Genomic DNA, 21,588 nt, shown 5'->3' on the forward strand with positions numbered 1-21,588 from the left:
CCGTGCGGAACGCGTCCGTCCTGCTGCCGCTCGCCGTCGCCTGCCCGTTGCTGGCAGCGACGGTCCTCGCCGTGCTCGGCCGCGTGCTGCCGCGCACCGCGACCGACGCGCTGGCGACGGCCTGCGCCGCCGCCCAACTCGCTCTCGTCTGCCTGCTGGCGTGGGCGTCGGGCAGCGCGGGCCGCACGGTGAGCTGGCTGGGCGGCTGGACGCCGGTCGACGGCCGGAGCGTGGGGATCGTGCTCGCCGCCGACGGCCTCGGGCTCGGCCTGGCCGTGCTCGTGGCGGCGCTCGTGCTCGCCGCGCTCGGCTACTCCTGGCGTTACTTCGACGAGCCGGAGCGGGCGGGCGGCCACGGCGGCGGCTTCCCCGCCCTCGTGCTGCTCTTCGAGGCGGGGGCGACGGGGTTCGCGCTCACCGGGGACCTGTTCAACGCGTTCGTGTTCTTCGAGCTGATGGGCGTGGCCGGGTACGCGCTCACCGGCTACCGGGTCGAGGAGCCACGGCCGTTGCAGGGGGCGCTGGCCTTCGCAGTGACCGGCTCGCTCGCCGGCTATCTCGCGCTGCTCGGCGTCGCGCTCCTTTACGCGCGCACCGGCGAGCTGGCCTTCGCCCGGATCGGGCAGGAGCTCGCCCGGCACCCCGCCGACACCCTGGTGGCGGTGGCGGCCGCGCTCGTCGCCTGCGCGATGCTCGTCAAGGCGGCGGCCGTGCCCTTCCACTTCTGGCTGCCTGACGCGCACGCCGAGGCGCCGACGCCGGTGTGCGTGCTGCTGTCCGGCGTGATGGTGGAGCTCGGCCTGTACGGGCTGCTGCGCGTGTACACGGACGTCTTCTCGGGCCCGGGCGGCATCCCGCCGTACGTGCTGCGCGGCACGCTGCTCGCGACGGGCGCCGTCACCGCGCTGACCGGCGCACTGCTGTGCTGGCAGCAGCGGCACCTCAAGCGGCTGCTCGCCTTCTCCACGGTGGGGCACATGGGTCTGTTCCTGTGCGGTGCCGGGCTGCTGTCGCCAGAGGGGACGGCCGGGACGGCCCTTTACGTGGCGGGGCACGCCGGCGCCAAGGGCGCGCTGTTCTGCCTGACGGGCGTACTGCTCGACCGGCACTCGTCGGTCGACGAGCACGGGCTGCACGGCCGGGCGCGGGACATGCCGGTGGTGGGCGCGCTGTTCGCGGCGGGCGGTCTCGCGCTCGCCGGGCTGCCGCCGTTCGGCACGGGGCTCGGCAAGTCGGTCGTGGAGCACGCCGCCGAAGAGCGGCCGTGGCTCCTGGTGCTCTTCGTGCTCGTGCCCGCCGTCACGGCGGGCGCCGTACTGCGCGCGGCGGCCCGGGTGTTCGCCGGCGCCGGGACCCGCCCGCACCAGCGGCACTCGGGCGCGGAGACCACGGGCTCCGGCGAGGAGCCGGAGGTGAGCGGCCCGCGCCGCGCGGTGCCCCCGACGATGCCGGCGGTCGCCGCGCTGCTGCTCGTGGCCTGCCTGGCCGTGGGCCTGCTGCCCCCGCTGTGGCGGCGCGCGGCGGTGGCGGCGACGGTCTTCACCGACCGGGCCGGATACACGGCGGCCGTGACCGGCGCGCCGCCCGCGGCTCCGCCGGGCCCGGTGCCCGACGTGTCCTGGACGGCGACGGGCGTCGCACTGGGCCTGCTCTCGGCGGCCCTCGCGGCCGCGCTCGCGGCCGGAGCGCTGTGGGGGCCCGCACTGTCGGGACGGCTCGCGCACGGGGTACGCCGGTGCGCGGACGCGGTCGACCGCACCCTGGTCCTCGCGGTGCGGCGGCAGCACTCCGGGCACGTGGGCGACTACGTCGCCTGGCTGATCGCCGGACTCACCGCGCTGACGGCGGTGTTCACGCTCTGGGGATGAGTGCCGGGCCGGCGTCGCGGGCGCCGGCGGTCAGCCGTGGCGCCGGAACTGCTGGGACATGACGAGCCTGACATTGCGCAGTCGCGCCTCGGTGTTCGTGTGCGCGGCCTTGGCCACGAGCGTGCCACCGCTCGTCGGCTGTCCGGACGCCGGGACCGGTGGAGCGGGCTGGAGCTGCCCGGGGAAGGCCTGCCCGGCGTAGGGCTGCCCGGCGTAGGGCTGCCCGGCGTGTTGCTGCCCGGCGTGTTGCTGCCCTGGGTGTTGCTGCCCTGGGTGTTGCTGCGGGACAGGCGGTACGCCCGGTGGCACCGCTGCCGCTCCGTACGGGGATGCGCCCGGCACCACCGCGGCCTCCGCCTCCGCCACGAGGACGCTCTCCAGCGCCTCGCCGAAGCCGAGGCCCACCGCGTACGCGTCGGCACGGAACTCGGCCCGCCGGTGCAGCCAGGCGATGAGCAGCGGACCGGCCGCCACCGGCAGGACCAGCCACCACATGCCGTCCACGAAGGTGAAGACGAAGAGGAACTGAAGGATCGCCAGTGACAGACAGCCCCCACAGGCGATCCCGGCCCAGTGCTTCGTGCGGAAGAGGACGTACAGCAGCACGAGAACGGCCCGGCCCGCGGCCCGCGCGGGCAGGGCGTACCAGTCGGCGAGCATCGCTGCCCAGGGGTGGCCGCCCACGTGGTGGCCGAGTTCGTGCGCGAGCACGGCGGCGAGCCGGGTGTTGGGCAGTCGCTCCATCGCATGTCGGGTGACGGCGACGACGTGCCCGGCGGCGGCCGTGGCGTTCAGTTCGGTGCGCTCCTGGATCCAGAGCTCGTACGTCTCCCTGTCCACCCCGGCCCGCCGGGTCACCTGCTCCCACACCACGTCCAGCCGGCGCGCCTCCTCCGCGGTCGGCCTGCGCATCCCGAACAGGAACCGGGCGATGGCCGATTCGACCTTGCGGTGGAAGATCAGCGGGCCGGAGAGCAGCCACAGCGCCGGCACGACGACCGCGAGGACGGGGTTGATCGCGGCGGACACGAAGGCGACCAGCGACAGGCTGATCAGCCCGATGGGCACGGTCACCAGCAGATGGGACAGCGCGGCGCCGTCCACGCCCCGCTGTACTGCCTTCACCATCCTGCGGCCCTGCTCCAGGGCCAGGTCGTCGTGATCGACGCCGGACGGTAAGGCCGGCGCCGGAGTGGCCACCGGCGGCGGCACGACGGACGGCTGGAGCGAGGGCGAGGGCAGGGCCGCGGACCGGGCGGCCGGCGGGACCGGCGGCGTGTGCGCGGCGACGGGCGCCGGCGGCGACATGTCCCCGCTCCTCGGCGCGGGCACCCCTTCGCCCGGGTAGGCGGGAGGCGGGGTCTCGCGAGGACGAGCCGGCGAGACCTCGTCGGGGTACGCGGGCGGAATCTCACCTGGGTACGGAGGCGCCGCGTCACCCGGGTACGGGGGCGGGGCGTCCTGGCCCGGGTAGGGGGGTGGGGCGTCCTGGCCCGGGTACGGGGGCGGAGTCTCCTGCACCGGATACGGCGGCCGGGCGTCCTGCACCGGGTACGGCGGCGGAGTCTCCTGCACCGGGTACGGCGGCCGGGCGTCCTGCACCGGGTACGGCGGCGGGGCGTCCTGCACCGGGTACGGGGGCGGCGGGATGTCCTCGTGGTCGGACATGACGATGTGTCTCCTGGGGGTCTTCCGTTACGGGTCAGCGGCGGCGGACCGGACCGGCCCTAGCCGACGAGCAGCGAGCCGGGCAGCAGCACCAGTGCCACCGTGAAGCCGGCCATGCCCGCCCGCAGCCAGCCGTACTTGAGCGAGACGATCCGGCTGTTCTCCGTGAGCGAGGCGAGGACGGCGGTCCCGGGGGCCCGCTCTGTCGCGCGCAGCGCCTCCTCCAGGACCGCCACCCCGTGGCGCGCGGCGCCCCGGATGTCGGCGAAGTGGGTCAGAGGCGAGCCGGGCTGCCAGTCGACCGTCCGGTAGCGGGGTACGACGGCCATGAGTACGGACACGAGTGAGACGAGGAAGGAGGCGACTCCCGTCCACCACATAACCTGGGCGAGCACCGAGAGGTCGTAGGGTCGCCAGCCGCGCGCGGCGAGCACCCCCACGAGCGCTGCGGCGGCCATGCCTTGGGCGGCGACGAGGACGGACCCCTTGGTGTCGGCGCGGGCGGCCTCCTGGCGCAGCTCGCCGAGCAGCCGCTCCGCCGTACGAGGCGGCTGCCGTTGCTCCTGCGGCTCGGCCCGCGGAGGCGTCGGTACCGGCACCGGCACGGACCGGGGCTCGGGGGCGGATTCCTCCCCGGGGGTGATGGCGCTCATCGCGGCTGCTGAGGCGACGGGTAGCCGAAGACGGGGCCGTCCTCCGGCGGGGGCGGCGAGGCGTCCTCGGGTGCTCCGCCGACTCCGGTATCAGTAGCGGAGTCGGCGGTGCCGGGCGCGTACCCGGGCTTCGGCGGCATGCCTCCTTCGTATGCCACCGTCTCCCGGCCCTCCGCACGGTCCGGGGACGTGGGCCCCTCGACGGCGGGCAGCGGCTGCGCCGGCCCCTGGGACAGCTTCGTGCTCAGGACCTCCTTGATGACATGGGCGGCGAGCCGGCGCGGCTCGTCCAGCTGGTGCTCCTCCAGGCCGCCGGGGCCGCCGCCGAGCGCCTGGAGGGCGACCGCGAGCTGGTTCTGCATGGCGAGAAGCTGATCGTGGCGCAGGTTCTCCATCACGAGCCGGGCGTCCTCGGGATGCCGGGCGAGCTGGAAGGCCATGGCGGCGGGGCCGCCCCGCTCCAGGTAGTAGGCGTAGTACTCGATTTTCTTCGCCTCGAGCTCCTGCAGCTCGAGCTCCTGGCGGCCGCGGGCGAGCGCGCGCTCATGGCCGAGCTCCTGCTGTTGGGCCTCGATGCGGTGGTGCTGCTGCCCCTGGACGAGGGCGCGCTCCGCGGCCAGCTCGTCCTCCCGCATGAGCAGGGCGTGCTGAGGTTCGAGCTGCTGGCGCGCGAACGCGATGTCGCGCAGCCGGCGTTCGTGTTCCAGTGCCGCCTCGTCGCGCCGGATCTGCAGGCCCCACTGGACGTCGAGGCCGGCCCGCACCCCCAGCGGCCCGGCGGATTCGAGCGCCTTGCGGGCGTGGAGTTCGGCCGCCGCGCTCTCCTCCATCCCGTAGCCGCGGAGCACGGGCCGTACGACGTCCTCGACGAGACGCTGCACCATGGCCGGCACGTTCCGCTCGCCGCTCGCGACGAAGGCGGACGGGTCGAGGACCTGCCAGGTGCAGCTCAGCGCGACCTCGAAGAGGAAGGCGTCGTTCTGGCTGGTGAGGGCCAGCACGGCGGCGGCCTCGTGGCGGCCCATGTCCACCTCGTACACGCTGGTCCAGCGCCTGGTGGCGAGTTCGGTCCGGCTCGGCCGGCGCGGCGGGAGATAGGTGTCGAGGCCGCCCTGGGCCGTGGTGAACACGAGGGCGTGGTCGATGCGGGTGGCGCGCAGCGGCTTGAAGCGGGACAGCTCCTGGATCGTCACCACAGGGTCGACGAGGACCGAATGGCGGTTGGCGTCCTGCTGCCATTGGGGCGGCTGGCTCATCATGGTGACGCTGCTCCTTAGAGGACGGTTCGAACGGCGTGACCCGAGAGGCGCACGCCGAGGGGTTCACCGGGATCGCCGGCATCGCCGGTATCGCCGGTATCGCCCGAGCGAGGGGATCGGAGGAAGCGCCGGCTCACCTGGAGGGCGTGGGCGTGGCGGCGGTGGTACGGGCGTCCGAGTGCTGTCCGGACACCAGCGAGCGCAGCCGGGAGGCCACGGCGGGCGGCGCGGAGTCGCCCTCGCCGCGCAGGTTGTCCAGGAGGTAGGCGAGCCGCCGGTGGTCCTCGGTGGAGACGGCGAGCATGGGCAGCAGCTCGGCGAGCGCCGTCTCGGCTCCCCCGTCGTGCTCGGCGGCCCGGATCCACTGGCGCAGGGCCTGCAGTCCCGACGCCGAAGCCATGGGATCGTTCAGCACGCCGCGCCACAGGGCCGCCAGGGCGTGCCGCAGCACCGCTCCGTCCGTGCCGGGCCGCGGATCGGCGCGCGCGAACAGATCGAGCAGCAGCGGGCGTCCGGTTCCCGCGGGCCCGTCCGTGGGTCCGCAGGCGTGGACCGTGGCGCGCAGCACGAAGTCCCGGGTGGTGCCCCGGGCAAGTCCGGGGAGGGCGCCCCAGAGGCCGGCGGCGGTGTCCCAGTCGTCGCGCGCGGCCGCCTCCTGTCCCGCCGCGAGCAGCAGGGCCGCGGCGGACTGGGCGAGGTCGTCGCGCTCCTCGGTCCAGCCGCGGGCGGGGCCGCCCCGGCTCTCCATGGCCCGCACGGCGTCGATGAGCGCGGCGAGCGCCTCCTGGGGGAAGGCGTCGCCGACCAGGGCGTAACCGCGGACGGCGGTCCAGCGCAGCCGGTGGTCCGGTGCGGTGCACCAGTCCGCGAGGACGCGGGAGACGTGCGGGGCGCCCAGGTGGTGCGCCAGGGCCAGCGCGTTGGCGGCGGCGAGCCGGGCGCGCAGCCGGCGGTCGGCCGCCCAGGATCCGATGAGCAGGGCCATGGCCGAGGGCAGGTCGGCCTCGGCCATGACGGCCGCGGTGGCGGCGGCGCGGGTACGGACGACGGGCCGGGGGTCGTCGGCCAGCCGCCGCAGCCAGGCGACGAGTGCGGGCCGGGCGGACGGGTGGCCGGTCCAGACCTCGCGCAGCAGGGTGATGGCGGTGAGCCGGTCCCGGAACTGCACCTTGGTCTGGAGCACGGGGCCCCATTCGGTTTCCTCCGGCTCCTGGTAGCGGTCGGCGAGCGCCTGCTCGACCCGCAGCGCGCTGGAGGTGCCGAAGACGGGGATCCGGGCTGGTTCCCCGGGGTTCTCGATGCGCTGGAGCAGGCCGAACAGGACGTCGCTCAGCTCGGCGGTGAGCGGGTAGGGGGCCTCGTCGAAGGTGGCGAGGGCGATGAGGAACGCCTTGTCGTGGAGGGTGTGGTCCGCGCTGTCGAACCACTCGCGGACCTGCCGCTCGGCGGCGTAGTGACCGAACGCGCCGAGCTCGGAGAGGGAGACCGTGCCCAGGGCGTGGCCGGCGACGCGGTCGGCGAAGCGGGCGGTGTCGGCGACCGGCCGGTGGTGGGCGAGCACGGCCTGGACCTCGTCGAGGGCGAGCAGCTCGTCCACCCGGCGCCCGCCCAGGTTCCGGTTCGCGAGATGCCCGGCGAGCAGCGCGGCGGGCGCCGGGGGCCGCCAGGGGACAGGGGTCACACCACCGTGGACGACGGGGTGGGGTCCGACGACGAGGACGAGGTGGCTTCCGGTGGCGTGCAGTCGCTCGCTGAGGGCGCGGATGTGGTGTTCCTGCAGAGGCCGTTCGGCGCTGGTGGCGTAGTCGGCGACGATGTGTCCGCAGCCTTCGCGCAGTTCGCCGGTGAGCCGGCCGGGCGAGAGCGCGGGGTCGAGGGCCCGGTAGGAGCGTGTTCCGACCGCGCGGAGCAGCATGAGGGCGGCCGCCCTGCGGCCGGTGGTGGCCGGTCCGGAGAGGACGGCCACGCGGTGCTCCCTGAGGCCGGCGAGAGCGAGGGCGAACGGACTGCCGGGCTCCCACGGTTCGTCCAAGCCCGGGTCACCGACCGACACCGCCGTGCCCATGCCGGTGCTCGTGCCGGCGGCGGTGTCGGCGGTGCCGGCGTCGTCGCCGTCGCCGTCCCGCTGCGGGGCGCCCGGGTAGACGAAGTCCCGTGCGAGTGCCTCGACTTCCGTGGCGGGGATCTCTCCGGACCGCTCCTCGGTGTCTGCGCCCAGGTGGTACTCCACCTTGCCGCCGAGGATGACGTCGCCGGTGACATGGCCACCGCTGACGCCGTGCTGGTCGCCGCCGACGAGGGAGCCGCCGATGCGGGCGGAGTGGCCGAGCATGATGCCGGGGCTGTGCCGGTAGAGGTCGCGGCGCGAGTCCCAGGCGTGTTCCGTCTCCTCCTCGGCGTCCGTTAACTCCTCGGCCCCCGTGCCCGCTTCGTCGGTCGCGGCCGGCGCGTCCGGCGCGGCTCCGGGCCGCTCCGGCTGCGGGCCCTGCCCGTCCGGGCCCGCCTGCTGGTCCTGGAACACGTTCACGACCTGCCCCCGTCCGTGGTGTCGTCCGCGGTCCGGGTGCCACCGAGGATGACGTCGCCGGTGACCTGCCCGCCGGTGACCCCGTGCTGGTCGCCACCGACGAGGGAGCCGTGGATCACGGGCGCGCCGTGGAAGTGGAAGACGGCCCCGGCGGGCCGCTCCTGCCGAGCGGAGGCGGGGACAGGAGCGGAAGCCGGAGCGGAGGTCCGGTCCTGGGCGGGCACGGGCGTCAGGCCCTCGCCCGGCTCGCCGCCCGGTGCGGCGGCGGGAGCGGGTTCTGCGGCCGGCGGTGCGGGGGTGACGGCGGCGCCCGGAGTCCGGTCCGGTGCGGCGCCCTGATGGATCCAGGCGGAGAGCACACCGTCCTTCACCGTGACGTCGGTCTGCCGGAAGAGCTCCGGTCGTACCCCCCGGTGACCGTGCCGGACCACGCCCTCGTACACCGGCGTGCTCACCGCGAGGACGCAGTGCTCGTCCCGGCGCGCGGCGAGGGCCGACCGCAGCACTTCCGCGTCGAGCAGCCGGCAGGCCTGGGTGAGGTCGTGCCCGACGACGCCCCCGGTGGTCCCGGCGTGCGGGTCGCGGGCCACCTCGCCGGCAGCCAGGACGATCCGCAGCCGCATCTGGGCGCTCTCGGAGGCCAGCAGGTTGTGTTCGTGGAGCAGTTCGGGGGTGGTGGTGAGCAGCGACCGCAGCAGCCGGGTCTTCGCCACGTCCCCGCTGAGCAGCACGATCAGGCCGTCGCCGCGGTCCTCGCGGTACTGCTGGGTGGCCTCGACGCCGGCGGTCTCGAGCGTCTGGTCCACGATCTTGTTCAGGGTCCGCCGCAGGACGGCCCCGACCACGTCGTCGCGACGGCTGAACCGCTCGATGTCGAGGAGCAGGATGGTCCGGTTGACAGGCTCGCGCATGGCCGCCTTCCGCTGGTGACATGGCCCCTCGGGGCCTTCTGGACATCCCGAAGATGCCAGGGGCGGTGGGTTCGGGGCGACGGAACCTAGCACATTCGGAATGTGACCACGTGCACAGAACCGGGCCAGTGGGAGCGCCTCCGGCAGCCCCGCTCAGCCGTTCCCGGAGCGCGCCATCTTCCTTAGTACGTCAGGTCGCACGACGACGAGTCCTCGCCGCCCGGTCCGTACGATGCCGCGCTCCCGCAGCTGCTTGAGGAGCCGCGCGACCGCCTCGCGCGAGGCGCCGACCGAGCCCGCCAGCTCGCTCTGGGTGAGCCCGGCCGTGAGCTGCACGCCGTCGTCCGACTCCTCGCCGTGGGTGCGGATCAGTTCGAGCAGAAGCAGCGCGAGTCGCTCCTGCACCGTGAGGGAGGCGAACTGCACGCGGCGGCGGTCGCTGTCCCGGGTGCGGTCGGCGGTCAGGGCGAGCAGCTTGCGTGCGATGTCGGGGCGTTCGTCGATCAGGGTGCCGAACCGGTCGGCGTCGACGGCGAGTGCCTCGACCCGTTCGAGCGCGGTGACGGTCGCCCCGCGCGGCCGACCGCTGAGCAGGGCCTGCTCGCCGACGATGTCCCCGGGACCCCGGAGCGCGAGGAGTGCCTCGTACCCGTTGGGCGCCGCCGAGGTCACCTTGGCCCAGCCGGAGAGGATCACCAGGACGTGGGTCGACGGTTCGTGCTCGCGGAGCAGGACCTGTCTCGCCGGGAAGGTCAGGGGACTACCGCTGCGGAAGAGCGCCTGCCGGTCGTCGCCGTCCAATCGGACCACGAAGGGAACCTGGTCTTCGAACTGCGTCAACTGTCTCTCCCCGGCGCCCGTTTCGGGTCGCTCCCGGTCTCGCGGTGAACCGCGAGGTTAGCGCATCACCGCTCGGCGCCGTCGGCTTCCCGGCGGCTTCCGGTCACGGGGCCTCGGGCGGTGGGGCGCAGGAGGCGACCACCCGTACCGCCGTGGCGGTCGACAGGTCGACCGTCGTGTCGCCCGTCTCGGTCCTCAGCAGGAGCCGGCCGGCGGCCGTGTGCTGCGGTTCGCCGCAGGTGGTGCCGGCCGGGGTGGTGACGGCGAGGCGCGGGCCGTCCTTGGCCGGGCCGTACCAGGTGAGCGCGACGGCGGCGGTCAGCAGCACGGCGCAGCACACGGTGGCCCGGACGCCGCGGGCCAGGGCGCGGGCCGCGCGCAGGGCCTCGGCGTGGGCGGCGGTGACCGGGCCGGCGGGCAGGGTGCCCGGGACGGGGGCGGGCAGGGGGGAGGCGGCGGGGCGGCCGTGGGCGGCGCGCAGCAGCAGGAAGCTGCCGGCGGCGCCGCACAGCAGCGCGCCGAGCAGCAGGGCGCCGACGAGGGCTCCGTACGGCGGTGCCAGCGAGCCGACGTCGGTGCGGCCCTTGAGCAGGCCGAAGCCGATCAGGCCGGCGAGGAGCGCGCCGAGGCCGTTGCGCCAGGCCAGGGCCGCCTCGCGGACCCGGGGCAGTTCCCCGTGCAGCAGGCGGCGGCCGCGCCGGGCGGCCATCAGGTCGGCGGGGGTGCCGTCGGGGCCGGGGCGCGCCTGCCAGGTCATCGCGCGGTCCTCTCCAGGAGCACGTTCCAGTACGCGCCGCAGCCCTCCTCGTCGTCGGGGCGCCCCTCGTGGTGGGTCTCGCACACGCACAGGACGGGCACCGTGACGGTGTGGGCGGACCGGGCGCGGACGGGCCGGTGGCGGTAGACGCGGCGGGTGTAGGTGAAGTCGAAGGGGCAGGCGCAGCGGGGGCAGGTGCCGCTGAGGACGACGCCGTCCGGGGTGTCGGTGAGCCGCAGCCGCGCGGTGTACGCGGCGGCGTAGGACGCGGCGGTGACTTCGAGGTACGGGAGCACGGTCAAGGGCGGTCGCCTTCCGGGATCGGCAGAGCGAGGGGCGGGCCGGGCACGGTACGGGACGTGGGACGGGCGCGGGACGGGACTGGACTGGACTGGACTGGGGCCCCGGCGGCACGGGACGCGCGACGGGGCTGGTGCGAGGGTTTCCGTAGCTCGATGCTGCCATGCGGAACGGCGTTCGATCCGGCCTGTCCGGGCGCCGTCCGGTCGATTGCCGGGCGGGTTCCGCGCGCCCGCGGAACCACTCCCCGCGCGCCGGGGAATGGGGCCATGATGGACGGTATCCGCTTGCCGGGGAGGGGTGTTGGGGACACAGGACGAAGCAGCAGACCAGCCCGACGGCGGGATCACCGAACTCTCGGAACGGCTCCGGGACCTGGTGCGGCGCTCCGAGGGAGTCCAGGTCGCGCCGGTGCCGGAGGGCCCACCCGCAGGGCCGACCGCCGGCGAACGGGATGCGCTCATCGCGGAGTTACGGCTGCTCCTGCCGGAACTGGACGGACTGCCGCCGGGCGACGAGGCGCTGCCCGCCGTGGCCCGGGCCCGGCTCGGCGCGCTGTTCGGCGCCCGCTGGACCGAGAGCCGGGACGAGACCGACCGCCAGGAGGCCATCGCCCTGCTGCGCCGGGCACGCGAGGGCGACCTGCTCGACATCGCGCGGCGCACCGACGCGGCCCAGCACCTGGTCGTCCTGCTGGTCGGCAGTTACGGCGAGCGGCGGCCGCTGGGCCTGGACGCGGTCCAGCACATCCTGAACGCCTCGGTGCCCGAGCAGCACGGCGGCCCCGGCCTCGTCGAGTCCGCCCCCGAGATCGAGCGGCTGGCCCATGAGATCGCCGCGACCCGGCGCGGCGGGATGCCGTCGGCCATGGCGGAGTTCCTCGCCTTCCAGACGGACATGCAGGCGGCGCTCTCCGCCGGGGACGGCGCGGGGCTGCTGCGGCTGATGGACCGGATGGACACGCTGGACCAGGGCATGCTCGGGCCGATGGCACCGATGGTCCGGATGCTGCGGCGCATGCTGCCCGCCTCGGTCGAGGAGATCCCCGAGGCGGAGGTCCGGCTGCCCACCCGGGACGAGCAGCAGGAGCTGCGCCCGCTGCTCGGGCTCATGGCCGCGGCCCTCCAGCCGGACTCCCTCTCGGTGGAACAGCTCGGCGACCTGCTCCGGGAGGCCGACGCCCCGCGGCCGAACACCGGTCTGGAGATCTCCGACGGGCTGCGCGCCATGGCCCGCGCCCTCCTCGGCACCCGCTCCGGTGACCCCGTCCAGTACGAGGAGGCGCTGCGCCTGCTGCGGCAGGCCGCGCAGGAGCAGGGCCAGGACGAGGACTTCGGCTGGTTCGTCCGCGGAGTGCTGCCCGGGCTGCTCGCCGGGTCGTCGCTCACCGGCGGCAACAGGCTGGACTTCGCGGTGGCCGAGCAGCTGCTCCGGGAGTCGCTCGCGCCCGGCGCCGGCCCGCTGGTCTCGCAGCCGGCGCCGGGCCGGCCCGGTGCCGACGACCTGCTCCGGTGGAACCGGCACATGCTGCTGATGTCCCGGGTGTCCCAGGCCGCCGACGCGGACGACGCGCCGGCGCTGGAGGAGCTGATCGGCGACGCACTCGACCTCCTCGACGAGATCGAGGACGCGGACGGGGGCGGGGACGGGGCGGCCGGCGGAGCCGACGGGTCCGGCGCGGTTGATCCGCGGGCCGCCGACCGGTTCATGCCGCTCTTCCTCCTGGGCTATGCGCATCTGGCCCTCGCCAAGACGCGCTCCGACGCCACGGCCCTGCGCAGCGCGGTCCACCACCTGGACCAGGCGTACACGGCCTCCCACACCCACCCGTTCGCCCGCGTGCTCATGGACGCCCTCTGGGCCCCGCTGCTCGCCCTCACCTCCTACCTCGATCCCGAGCCCGAGCGGGTGGCTGCCGCCGTGGCCCGGGCCCGCGCGTCCCTGCTCGGCAACCCCGTGGTCGCCGACCAGCGGATCCGGACCCGGATGGGCATCGCGATGGCCCTCACCCTCCAGCACCGGACCCTCCAGCTGCGGCCCGGGCTGGACACTGCGCTCCGGAACGGGACCCCGCAGGGCCGGGGGGCGTCGGAGCCGGCGACGCTGCTCGACGAGGCGCTCGCCGAGCTGGAGACCGCACGGGGCGAACTGGTGCCCGGAACGGCCCAGGTGGCCGCCGCGCTCCACTGGGACCTGGCCGAGGGCTACGCCGCCCGGGCCGGCCGCGGTGCCGGGCCGGATCTGGTGCGGGCCGTCGCCGACGCCCGCGAGTCGCTGCGGGCGACCGCCGCCGACGTGCTGCTGGAGGAAGGGGTGCAGCACGGCCTGGAGACCGCCCGGGGCGGCGCCAGGCGTGGCCTGCTGGCCGCGTCCTGGGCCGTACGGGCCGGCCGGCCGGAAGAGGCGGTGGCCTGTCTGGAGGCCGGCCGTGCCCTCGTGCTCGCCGCCGCGGCCGTCTCGGCGACGGTGCCGGAGCGGCTCGCCGCGCTCGGCGAGGAGAAGCTGGCCCGGCAGTGGCGGGAGGCCCGGCCCGGCGCGGCGGGCTCGGTCGCGGAGGCGGGGCCGTCCGGGCTGCTGTCGGCTCTGCTCGACGGCTCGTCCGGTGGGCCCGAACTGCCCAGCGGGCTGCGCCGCCGGGTGCTGGAGCTGCTGCGCGGGCAGGACGACGGGCCGGGCGGCGAGGTGCCCGACATCGCCGAACTGCGGCACACGGTCGGCGCGTCGGGGGCGGACGCGCTCGTCTATCTGCTGCCTGGCGAGGCGGACGACGAGGGCTGGGCGCTGTTCCTGGTGCCGGACCGGCCACCGTGGGCGCTGCCGCTGCCCTCGCTGTCCGGGAAAGGGCGGGCGCCGGTCGCCGCCTACGTGGCGGCCACCGACGGCCGGTTCACCGTGCGCCGCGGCCTCGAACGCTGGGAGGCGGCCCTCGACGTGCTGTGCGACTGGGCCGGCGACGGGGTGATGGGGCCGGTCCTCGACGAACTCGGCCTGTGGGAACGGGGACTCGGGGAGGCCGGCCTGTTCGGCGGTCGTCCCGGTTCCGCGGCGGCGGTACGGCTCGTCCTCGTCCCCTGCGGAAACCTGGGTGTGGTGCCGTGGCAGGCCGCCCGGCTGACCGTGCCGGACCGGTGGCGGGCGGGCGGCGCGCCGCCGACGGTGCGGGCCTGCGAGCCGGTCGTGCTGACGTACGCCGCCTCCGGCCGCGAGTTCCTGCGGGCGGCGCGGACCCGGCGGCTGCCGGTCGACCGGGGGCAGGCGCTGGTCTGCGTACCCGGCGGGCTCGACATGGCCGAGGACGAGGTGCTCGCCGTGCACGACGCGTACTACCCGGAGGCGGCGCTGTACGGGCAGTTCGACACCCGCACGTTCGACCCGCCGCCGCCCGGGGGCACCCCGGCGGAGGTGCTCGGGCTGCTCGGGGGCGCCTTGCCGGGCGAGCCCGGGCAGCCCGAAGGGCTACGGGAGGGTCCTCGGCCGGCGTCGACGCGGGAGACCGAGGCACCGGGCGTCGCGAGCCCGGCGAGGTCGACAGGACGACCTCCCGGCGCGCGGGACTCCGGGGCGGAACCGGTCGCCGTCGTCCATCTGGTCTGCCACGGCACGGCCGGCGCGGACCCGGGCTCGTCGGTGCTCGAACTGGCGGCGCCCGCCGGGGCGGACCCGGAGGCCGGCCGGCTCTCGGTGACCCGGCTGCTCGACGCCCCGGCCGGACCCGCCGGGGCCGCGCGGCCGCTGGTCGTCCTCAGCGCCTGCGAGACCGACCTGAGCACCCGCGACCACGACGAGGCGCTGACCGTGACCACCGCGTTCGTGCACGGCCTCGCGGCCGACGCGGTCGGCTCGCGCTGGCCGGTCCTCGACGACGCCTCGGCCGTCCTGATGACCGTCTTCCACCACCACGTGGCCGCCGGTCTCGCACCGCCCGACGCCCTGCGCGCGGCCCAGCGGTGGATGCTGGCACCGGCCGAACTCCGAGCCCCGGTGCGTGGCCTGACACCGTATCTGCTGCGGACCGCGGCCCGGCCGGAGCTGACCGGACCCGCGTTCTGGGGCGCCTTCATCCACCAGGGGAACCCGGCACCGCACGCCGGCGGCCCGCAGGAAGGAGAAGCGACCGCATGACACCCGACGACTTCGTCGCCCTGCTCCGGGAGCACTGGCCGAGCACCGTCGCGGCGCTCGACCCGGACGCCCGGGAGGAGCTGGCGGCCGTCCTGCGCGGCCTGGCGGGCGCCACGGACGTGCAGACCGTGCAGACCGCGCTGCGCCGCCTCCGGCGGGTGCTGCGCGCCCTGCCCGACGTCCACCCGGTGGCCGCGGCGCTGCGGGGCGCCGTCCGCTTCACCGGTACCCCGGACCCGCAGGTGGTGGACCGGGCACCGGTACTCGCCCTGCTCGCGACACTGCAGGCGTCACCGGGCGGGGACGTGGGCACCGCTCCGGACCCCGCCTCGGACCCGGACCCGAGCCCCGCGCCGATCCCCGACCCGGCCCAGGCGGCGCCGGGCCCGGACCCCGACCCGGTTCGGGCGCGGTTGCTCGCCGTGCCCTCGTTGGCCGCCGCCGACGTGGCGGCCGCACCGGGCGACCCCGGGCTGATCAGGCTGCGCCATCCCGAACTCGGCTACCGCTACCCGCGGTTCCAGTTCTCCGCGGACGGTCGCGACACCACCCGGCCGCTGCCGGTGGTCGGTCTGATCAACCGTCTGCTGATGGCCGACCGGGACCCGTGGGGTGCGGCCGACTGGTGGCTGGGCGGCAACCGCTGGCTGCGCGGCGTGCCGGCCGAGCTCCTCGGCTCCGTACCGGACGAGGAGCTCGCCCGGGCCGCGCGCGAACTGGTGGAGGGTGACTGATGGCACGTCAGATCCCGCCCACCGGGGTGCCGATGCGGCCCCTGACGCACACGGTGCCGGCCGGCACCCGGCTGTGGCGGCTGCATGAGCACCGCTTCGCAGCGACCGGGTTCAACCCGACGCTGGCCCACGAGTTCTTCCGCGGCAGCCGCTTCGACGCCACCGAGAAGGACCCGTACCCCTATCTCTACGCGGCCCTCGACCCCGTCACCGCGCTCTCCGAAGTCCTGCTGCGCTCGGTCGAGTTCGACGACGCCATCGGTGTCCGGCTGGTGCCCTGGGCGCAGGCCTCCCGCTACCGCCTGTCGGTGCTGCGCACCACCGTGGAGCTGCGACTGGTCGACCTGACCTCGGCGGAGGGCCTGGCCGCGGTCTGGCAGGACGCCTGGCTGGTGGACTGCGAGGAGGAGGACTACGCCAAGACCCGGTACTGGGCGCGGCTGATCCGGGAACACAGCACCGGCACGGCCGGCCTCCTCTGGCAGTCCAAGCGCTGCCGCCCGCGGCCCGCGCTCCAGCTCTTCGGCGACCGCTGCGGCGACGGCCCGCTGCTCGCCGAGCCCGGCGCGCCCCTGTGTCTGGACACGCCGGCCGACGTACGGGAGGTGAACGCCCTGCTTGAGCCGCTGCGCGCGCGGATCTCCCTCCCTGCGGACTAACGCGCCCCGCGCCGGCCCAGCGTCACCGTGCAGCTGATCCGGGCGCCGAGCCACAGCCGGTCGCCGTCGGTCAGCGGGTAGGGCCGGCCGGCGACCAGGTCGGTGCCGTTGAGCCGGGTGCCGTTGACGGCGCCCGGCGGTTCCTCGGTGACGGACGCGGTGCCGTCGGCCGCGACCGCCACGCTGGCGTGCCGCGACGAGACCGTACGGTGCGGGGCGAGCGCGCCGGCGGTGCCCGGTGCCCAGTCCGGGTCGCGGCCCAGGCCGGCGACCGTGCCGGGGGCGACGCTCAGGGTCAGGCCGACCTCCATGAAGCGCAGCACGGCGGGGCCGGCCGACGGGTCCGGCGGTCGGGTGGGGGCGTCCACCGAGTCGGGAGGGCGCGACCGCACCAGCGAGTCCAGGTCCTCGTACTCCTCGCCTCCCTCCCCGTACTCCTCCCCGTGCTGCTCCCCGTACTCCTCCTCGTACTCCTCCTCGTACTCCTCCACGTCCCAGGGCGTGCTCACCGCTCCCCCGGCAGGGTCTCGATGTCGATCTCCACCTGGCCGTCCTCGGTCTCCCGGACCGCGCGCACCCGCAGCGTCTCGCCCGGGCCGGCCGCGGGCCGGTCGAAGAGTTCGCAGGCCAGCGGGTTGAGCAGATGCGTCTCCAGGATCATTCCGATGCCCCGGCCGCCGTTCCACAGGTCGCGGGTGCAGTAGGCGGCGAGCTGGGCGCGGGCCTCGGGCGCGAGCTCCAGGTGGAGGTGGTGCTCGGCGGCGAGCTGGCGCCGGATGTTCCCGATCTGGAGGTCGAGGATGCGGCCGGCGGTCTCCGCGGTGATGAACCCGAAGACCACGACGTTTCCGCCGATGCGGTTCATCAGCTCGGGCCGGCCCACGACCGCCTCGAAGTGGTGCTTGACGTTGCGTTTCACCCGCTGGGCCAACTCCCGGTAGGGCGTTCCGGGTTCGACGATCCACTGGCGTTCCTCGGTGACCGGGTCCGTGCGCTGGACCCCGAGGTTGGAGGTGAAGATGAGGACGCACTCGCTGAAGTACGTGGTGACGCCCTGGCCGTCGGTGAGCCGGCCGTCCTCCAGGACCTGGAGGAACTTGTCCAGGACGCCCTTGTCGGCCTTGTCGATCTCGTCGAAGAGGATCACCCGGAACGGGTTGGCCCGCACGGCCGTGGTCAGTTCGCCGCCGGCCTCGAAGCCCACGTAGCCGGGCGGCGCGCCGACGAGCCGGTCGGCGGAGTGCGGGGCGGAGAACTCGCTCATGTCGAAGCGCAGATACGCCTCGTCGCTGTCGAAGAGCACCGACGCGACGGCCTTCGCCAGCTCGGTCTTGCCGGTGCCGGTGGGCCCGGCGAAGAAGAGGGTGCCGCGGGGCCGGTGGCCGGGGCTGCTCGCCTGGGCGCCGGAGAGGCCGAGCGCCGCCCGCTTGAGGATGGCGAGCGTCATCGACACGGCCGCGTCCTGGCCGAGGACGCGGGCGGGGATCTCCCGCTCGCCCGCGCTGATCCGCTTGCGGATCTCCTCGCGCCGCCAGGGGTTCTTCTCCACGCCGAGCCGGTAGACGCGCACCGCGTCGGGCATCGCGGCGAACGGCATGTGGCGGGCCAGGGCCAGGTTGACGCTCTCGCGCATCGCCTTCAGGTTCATGCCGGTGGCGGCCCGCGCGAACGCCTCCGCGTGGTCGGCGTCCCCTGCCCGCGGGCCGGGTACCTCGGTGCCGGGCGCGGTGCGGCGCACCCGGCCGGTCCGCTCGGCGTACTCGCGCTTCAACAGCCGTGCCATCCGCCGCCGTTCGTCGGCGTCGGGCTCGGGTACGGCGATCGTACGGATCCGGTCGCTGCCGGAGACCAGCCAGTTCGGCAGGTCCCGCTCGCCGTCCGCGAGCCAGATGATCGGGTTGAACAGCTCGGGCGCGGCCCGGTCCTCGGAGGTGAGCGCGGCGACCTGGCCCGGCTTGACCAGCGGGGCCGAGTCGGCCAGCTTCAGGCAGGCGACGAAGAAGTCCCGCTCGGCGTCGGAGAGCCGGCCCGGGTCGGCGGTCAGCCGGGCGGCGTGGTCGACGATCAGGGCGACCCGCAGCGGTTCCGGCTCGCGCCCGCTGTTGGGGGGCGCCTTGCGCTGCGCCCAGCCCTCCACCAGGTCCTCGAACTGCGGTACGACGTCCTGGAGTTGCGGTGACCTGCGGCTGCGACCGGCCCGGGGCAGCGCGGCCGGGCCGCTCTCCGTCAGCAGATGCCGGACCAGGTCGGCCTCCGGCCCCGCGACCACCCTGAACCCCTCGATCTGGTCGTAGCGGACGAGCGCCTGGTAGCCCTGTGCGCGCAGGGCGTTCCACAGCACGGTGACGAGTCCGTGGTGACCGTAGCCGCCGGGGTGCCGTACGAGGTACAGGTCGCGGATGTTGCCGTACAGGACGTACTGCGCGTGGACGCTGAGCGTTCCGGTCAGCTCCTCGACGAAGAGCGGGACGCGCCGCTGCGCCGACGGGGCCTTGGCCAGGCGGTCGGACCGGGCCGGCGTGCGCCGGGTGTCGTGACTGCCGTGTCCGCCGTCGCTGTCGTGGCCGTCGTGACCGCCGGTCGTGTTCTGCGTGTCGTAGGTGCTCATCCGCCCGCGCTCCTCCGGTTGTCACCCATGTACCGAACCTTGGGCGGCTGGGCCTCCCGATGCGGCTGCGAGGCCCGCGTGCCGGCCGGGTCGGCGCCGGCCGTGTCCCCCTCGCCCAGGACGACGGCGCCGTCCCCGCCCCGTACCCCGGCGACGGCCGTGCCGCTCTCGGTGAAGTTCACCGGCAGGTCGATGCCCCAGCGGCGGCCGGCCGCCCGGAGTTCCTCCAGGTGGCCGCGGGCCTCCTGGCAGCGCCGGGCGTCGAGGGCCAGGTCCGCGGTGGCGCGCGGCCCGTCGTGCTCCTCGTACATCGTGACCAGTTCGGTCGTGCCGTCGCGCACGGTGATCCGCAGCCAGTGCCCGGGCCACCAGCCCGCCGGGGTCAGGTCGAAGCACAGCGGCCCGTCCGCGTCCGCCTCGGCCGCCGGCCGTCCCGCGGCCGCCGGGTCGGCGAGCCGGGTGACCGCCAGGCCCAGCAGTTCCCGGGTGTAGCGGCACTCCAGGTCCGACAGCCGCTCCTCCACCCGCCGGTCCACCGCGCGCTGTTCGTCGGCCTCCAGCTGCCGCCCCGCTTCGAGGGCGGCCTGGAGCAGGGCGATCTCGGCCGCGGCCGGGACCAGCGGCGGCTCGCCGGGGGGCGCCTCGGTGAGGAGGAAGTCGAGCTGGACGGCGGCCTTCTCGCGGGCGGCGAGCCGTTCCCGTACCGCCCGGTTGGCGTCCGTGACGAAGCGGCGGGCCTCGCGCAGGTGGATACGGGCCTTGGCCGGGTGCTCGGCGGCGGAGTCGACGGCGTGCCGGACGGCGGCGACGGCCAGCTCGGCGTCCTTGGGGTCGGCGCCCGGCTCCAGGAGGGCGAGGAGTGCGGCGCCCGACTCCTCGGCCTGCCGCCGGTCGAGCCCGTCGGCCGCGGGCGGCCGGGGCAGCGCGGTCGCCGCGGCCAACGGGTCCGCCTGCCGGGCGCGTACGGCGGCCTCGCGGCGGGCCAGCAGGTGCCGGCGCCACTCCTCGTCCTCCGGCCCCGCCGAGGTGTGCAGCGCCTGCTCCATCGTCCAGCGCGCCTGCGCCGCCTCGGCCCGCTGCAACGCGGCCTCCATGGCCGCCAGTTGTCCGCGCAGTGCGCCGAGCGCCTTGCCCGTGCAGGTGAGCGGGGGCGGCAGGTCGGGCTGCGGGGGCGGGGGCGTGTCCGGCAGGGTGCGGAAGGCCGCCCGGCGCACCCGGGCGAGCAGGGCGGTGCGGCGGGCGTTGGCGCGGACGGCCGCGAAGGCGGCGGCCTCCCACTGGGCGGTGACGGCGGCGGCGATCAGCTGCCCTTGTTCGAGGCACCGCTGCTCGTCGGCGGCCTTGACGGCCGCGGCGGCGAGCACATGTGTGGCGACCATCGCGGCCCGGCCGACGAACAGCGCCCCGCTGAGTGCGCCGAGGGCGACGGCGGCGGGCTCCAGGAGTTGGTGGAGGGCGTGACCGGCGGCGTCCAGGCCGTGCTGGGCCGCCGTGCTCATCCCGTCGACGGCGTGCCCGGCGGCATGGCCGGCGCCCGACCGGGCGCTGTCGGCGAGCTGCCCGAGGCTCACCGGGTCGTGGGTGAGGGCGCCGTCCGTCAGCGCGCCGTGGGTGGTCGCGGCGTCGGTCAGGGACCCGGTGGTGTGCTGGACGACGTCGCCGGTCCCGGGCACGTAACCGGTGCCGGAGTAGTCCACGGTCGGCACGATCTCGGCGATCGAGGGGTAGGCCATGCCGTAGCTCATTGGTTTCTCCCGGTGGGTGCGACGGCTCGGGGGGCGCCGCCCTGCCGGACCTGGGCGGGCGGGCGCGGTGTCGGGGCGGCCCGGCGGGCGGCGCGGTCGAGGCGGGCGTCGCGGGCGGTCCGCCGCCAGGCCCACCAGCGCCGCACGGTCCACGCGGTGAGGGCGAGGACGGTCGTGGCCGGCCAGGCCCAGGGGGCCCATACGACGGCCCAGAGGCCCAGCGCGCCCAGGGCGACCAGGACCGCCGCGCCGATCGCGTTGCTGAGCCGGCCGCGGGAGCGGACGGCGCGGGCGGGCCGCTCGCCGGTGCGGATGAGCAGGCCGGCGAGGGAGCGCGTGGGGTGGTAGACCGGCGGGCCGATGTAGAGGGCGATCCACAGTTCGAGGGCGAACACGACCGCGGCGGCGGGCAGCGCGAGCATCCAGGCGAGGACGATCTCGGCCTGGTTCGCGCGGTTGAACAGGTCGGCGAGTCCGATGACGAAGGTCCAGGGCGCGGTGGCCAGGGTGGCGCCGAGCAGGGCCCAGCCCAGGGTGGGCGGGCGGTCGAGGCGCCGCAGGACCGCGTAGCGGGCGTCGGTCTCCAGGGCGAAGAGCCGCTCCTCGGCGCGGACGCGCTGCTCGGTCTGCCGCTGCTCGGCCTCCTGCCGGGCGAGTCCGGTGAGCAGCAGGGCCGCGAGCAGCCGCAGCAGGTGGTCGGGGTCGGCGCGCAGGTCGCGGTACCAGGGTGGCGGCTCGCCGAGGGCGCGGTCCCAGGCGGTGCGGCGGCGCAGCCGCTCGCCGGCGCGGTCGGGCTGGTGGGCGAGTCCGAGGAGCCGGGCGTCGAGGTCGTCGGTGCCGCGGAGCAGCGGGGGGGGGGGGGCGCGGGGGGGGGGGGGGCCGCCGGGGGGGTCGGGGGGGGGGGGGGGGGCGGCCGGGTGGGGGGGGGGGGTGAGGG

Annotated in this window: 15 protein-coding genes and 1 pseudogene; 4 read left to right on the forward strand and 12 right to left on the reverse strand. The window is 75.7% G+C overall.

Going from position 1 to position 21,588, the window contains the following annotated elements; all coding sequences use genetic code 11:
* Positions 1-2 precede the first annotated feature (2 nt).
* Positions 3-1,868, forward strand: coding sequence for a complex I subunit 5 family protein (locus ACWEV0_RS12100; protein WP_453148798.1), 1,866 nt, complete (start codon positions 3-5; stop codon positions 1,866-1,868).
* 30 nt (positions 1,869-1,898) lie between these two features.
* Here the strand turns inward: ACWEV0_RS12100 and ACWEV0_RS12105 are convergent, their stop codons facing one another.
* The 8 genes from ACWEV0_RS12105 to ACWEV0_RS12140 form a co-directional block, all read right to left on the reverse strand.
* On the reverse strand, positions 1,899-3,536 hold the full coding sequence (locus tag ACWEV0_RS12105; RefSeq protein WP_453148800.1) for a M48 family metalloprotease: 1,638 nt from the start codon (positions 3,534-3,536) through the stop codon (positions 1,899-1,901).
* Positions 3,537-3,595: 59 nt separating this feature from the next.
* A complete protein-coding gene (locus ACWEV0_RS12110) occupies positions 3,596-4,189 on the reverse strand; it encodes a Pycsar system effector family protein (protein WP_453148802.1) in 594 nt (197 codons plus the stop codon).
* A complete protein-coding gene (locus ACWEV0_RS12115; protein WP_453148804.1) occupies positions 4,186-5,448 on the reverse strand; it encodes a PE-PGRS family protein in 1,263 nt (420 codons plus the stop codon). Before ACWEV0_RS12115 ends, ACWEV0_RS12110 begins: the two co-directional genes overlap by 4 nt.
* Before the next feature lie 133 nt (positions 5,449-5,581).
* A complete protein-coding gene (locus tag ACWEV0_RS12120) occupies positions 5,582-7,975 on the reverse strand; it encodes a hypothetical protein (RefSeq protein ID WP_453148806.1) in 2,394 nt (797 codons plus the stop codon).
* Positions 7,972-8,886, reverse strand: a complete 915-nt coding sequence (locus tag ACWEV0_RS12125; protein WP_453148808.1) for a hypothetical protein — start codon at positions 8,884-8,886, stop codon at positions 7,972-7,974. Before ACWEV0_RS12125 ends, ACWEV0_RS12120 begins: the two co-directional genes overlap by 4 nt.
* A 153-nt stretch (positions 8,887-9,039) precedes the next feature.
* A complete protein-coding gene (locus ACWEV0_RS12130) occupies positions 9,040-9,726 on the reverse strand; it encodes a Crp/Fnr family transcriptional regulator (protein WP_453148810.1) in 687 nt (228 codons plus the stop codon).
* A 103-nt stretch (positions 9,727-9,829) separates the two neighbouring features.
* Positions 9,830-10,483 (reverse strand): hypothetical protein, encoded by a 654-nt coding sequence (locus tag ACWEV0_RS12135; protein WP_453148812.1) that lies wholly within the window; start codon positions 10,481-10,483, stop codon positions 9,830-9,832.
* Positions 10,480-10,785: a hypothetical protein gene (locus ACWEV0_RS12140; RefSeq protein WP_453148813.1), complete on the reverse strand. Its 306-nt coding sequence runs from the start codon at positions 10,783-10,785 to the stop codon at positions 10,480-10,482. Before ACWEV0_RS12140 ends, ACWEV0_RS12135 begins: the two co-directional genes overlap by 4 nt.
* Before the next feature lie 301 nt (positions 10,786-11,086).
* Here ACWEV0_RS12140 and ACWEV0_RS12145 point away from each other — a divergent pair, with 301 nt between their 5' ends.
* The 3 genes from ACWEV0_RS12145 to ACWEV0_RS12155 are packed head-to-tail and all read left to right on the forward strand — an operon-like array spanning position 11,087 to position 16,298.
* Positions 11,087-14,905, forward strand: coding sequence for a CHAT domain-containing protein (locus ACWEV0_RS12145; protein WP_453148815.1), 3,819 nt, complete (start codon positions 11,087-11,089; stop codon positions 14,903-14,905).
* Positions 14,902-15,639 carry a hypothetical protein gene (locus ACWEV0_RS12150; protein ID WP_453148817.1) on the forward strand — a complete coding sequence of 246 codons (738 nt, stop codon included), beginning with the start codon at positions 14,902-14,904 and terminating at the stop codon, positions 15,637-15,639. Before ACWEV0_RS12145 ends, ACWEV0_RS12150 begins: the two co-directional genes overlap by 4 nt.
* Positions 15,639-16,298: an RES family NAD+ phosphorylase gene (locus tag ACWEV0_RS12155; protein ID WP_453148819.1), complete on the forward strand. Its 660-nt coding sequence runs from the start codon at positions 15,639-15,641 to the stop codon at positions 16,296-16,298. The genes ACWEV0_RS12150 and ACWEV0_RS12155 overlap by 1 nt, the downstream gene beginning before the upstream one ends.
* On the opposite strand, the gene ACWEV0_RS12160 is transcribed toward ACWEV0_RS12155, so the two are convergent.
* The 4 genes and pseudogenes from ACWEV0_RS12160 to ACWEV0_RS12175 form a co-directional block, all read right to left on the reverse strand.
* Positions 16,295-16,807 carry an FHA domain-containing protein gene (locus tag ACWEV0_RS12160; RefSeq protein ID WP_453148821.1) on the reverse strand — a complete coding sequence of 171 codons (513 nt, stop codon included), beginning with the start codon at positions 16,805-16,807 and terminating at the stop codon, positions 16,295-16,297. The genes ACWEV0_RS12155 and ACWEV0_RS12160 overlap by 4 nt on opposite strands.
* Entirely contained in the window at positions 16,804-18,906 is a 2,103-nt protein-coding gene (locus ACWEV0_RS12165; protein WP_453148823.1) for an AAA family ATPase, read from the reverse strand. Before ACWEV0_RS12165 ends, ACWEV0_RS12160 begins: the two co-directional genes overlap by 4 nt.
* Positions 18,903-20,651 carry a hypothetical protein gene (locus tag ACWEV0_RS12170; protein ID WP_453148825.1) on the reverse strand — a complete coding sequence of 583 codons (1,749 nt, stop codon included), beginning with the start codon at positions 20,649-20,651 and terminating at the stop codon, positions 18,903-18,905. The genes ACWEV0_RS12165 and ACWEV0_RS12170 overlap by 4 nt, the downstream gene beginning before the upstream one ends.
* A pseudogene (locus ACWEV0_RS12175) lies at positions 20,648-21,588 on the reverse strand (hypothetical protein); the annotation flags it as partial. The gene ACWEV0_RS12170 and the pseudogene ACWEV0_RS12175, both read right to left, overlap by 4 nt.

It is taken from the genome of Streptomyces sp. NPDC003943, from assembly GCF_053605265.1.

Bases quoted from the DNA above. Each gene is read 5' to 3' on its own strand.
- ACWEV0_RS12105 (WP_453148800.1), bottom strand. From the start codon at position 3,536: ATGTCCGACCACGAGGACATCCCGCCGCCCCCGTACCCGGTGCAGGAC.
- ACWEV0_RS12110 (WP_453148802.1), bottom strand. From the start codon at position 4,189: ATGAGCGCCATCACCCCCGGGGAGGAATCCGCCCCCGAGCCCCGGTCC.
- ACWEV0_RS12115 (WP_453148804.1), bottom strand. From the start codon at position 5,448: ATGATGAGCCAGCCGCCCCAATGGCAGCAGGACGCCAACCGCCATTCG.
- ACWEV0_RS12125 (WP_453148808.1), bottom strand. From the start codon at position 8,886: ATGCGCGAGCCTGTCAACCGGACCATCCTGCTCCTCGACATCGAGCGG.
- ACWEV0_RS12135 (WP_453148812.1), bottom strand. From the start codon at position 10,483: ATGACCTGGCAGGCGCGCCCCGGCCCCGACGGCACCCCCGCCGACCTG.
- ACWEV0_RS12150 (WP_453148817.1), top strand. From the start codon at position 14,902: ATGACACCCGACGACTTCGTCGCCCTGCTCCGGGAGCACTGGCCGAGC.
- ACWEV0_RS12155 (WP_453148819.1), top strand. From the start codon at position 15,639: ATGGCACGTCAGATCCCGCCCACCGGGGTGCCGATGCGGCCCCTGACG.
- ACWEV0_RS12165 (WP_453148823.1), bottom strand. From the start codon at position 18,906: ATGAGCACCTACGACACGCAGAACACGACCGGCGGTCACGACGGCCAC.
- ACWEV0_RS12170 (WP_453148825.1), bottom strand. From the start codon at position 20,651: ATGAGCTACGGCATGGCCTACCCCTCGATCGCCGAGATCGTGCCGACC.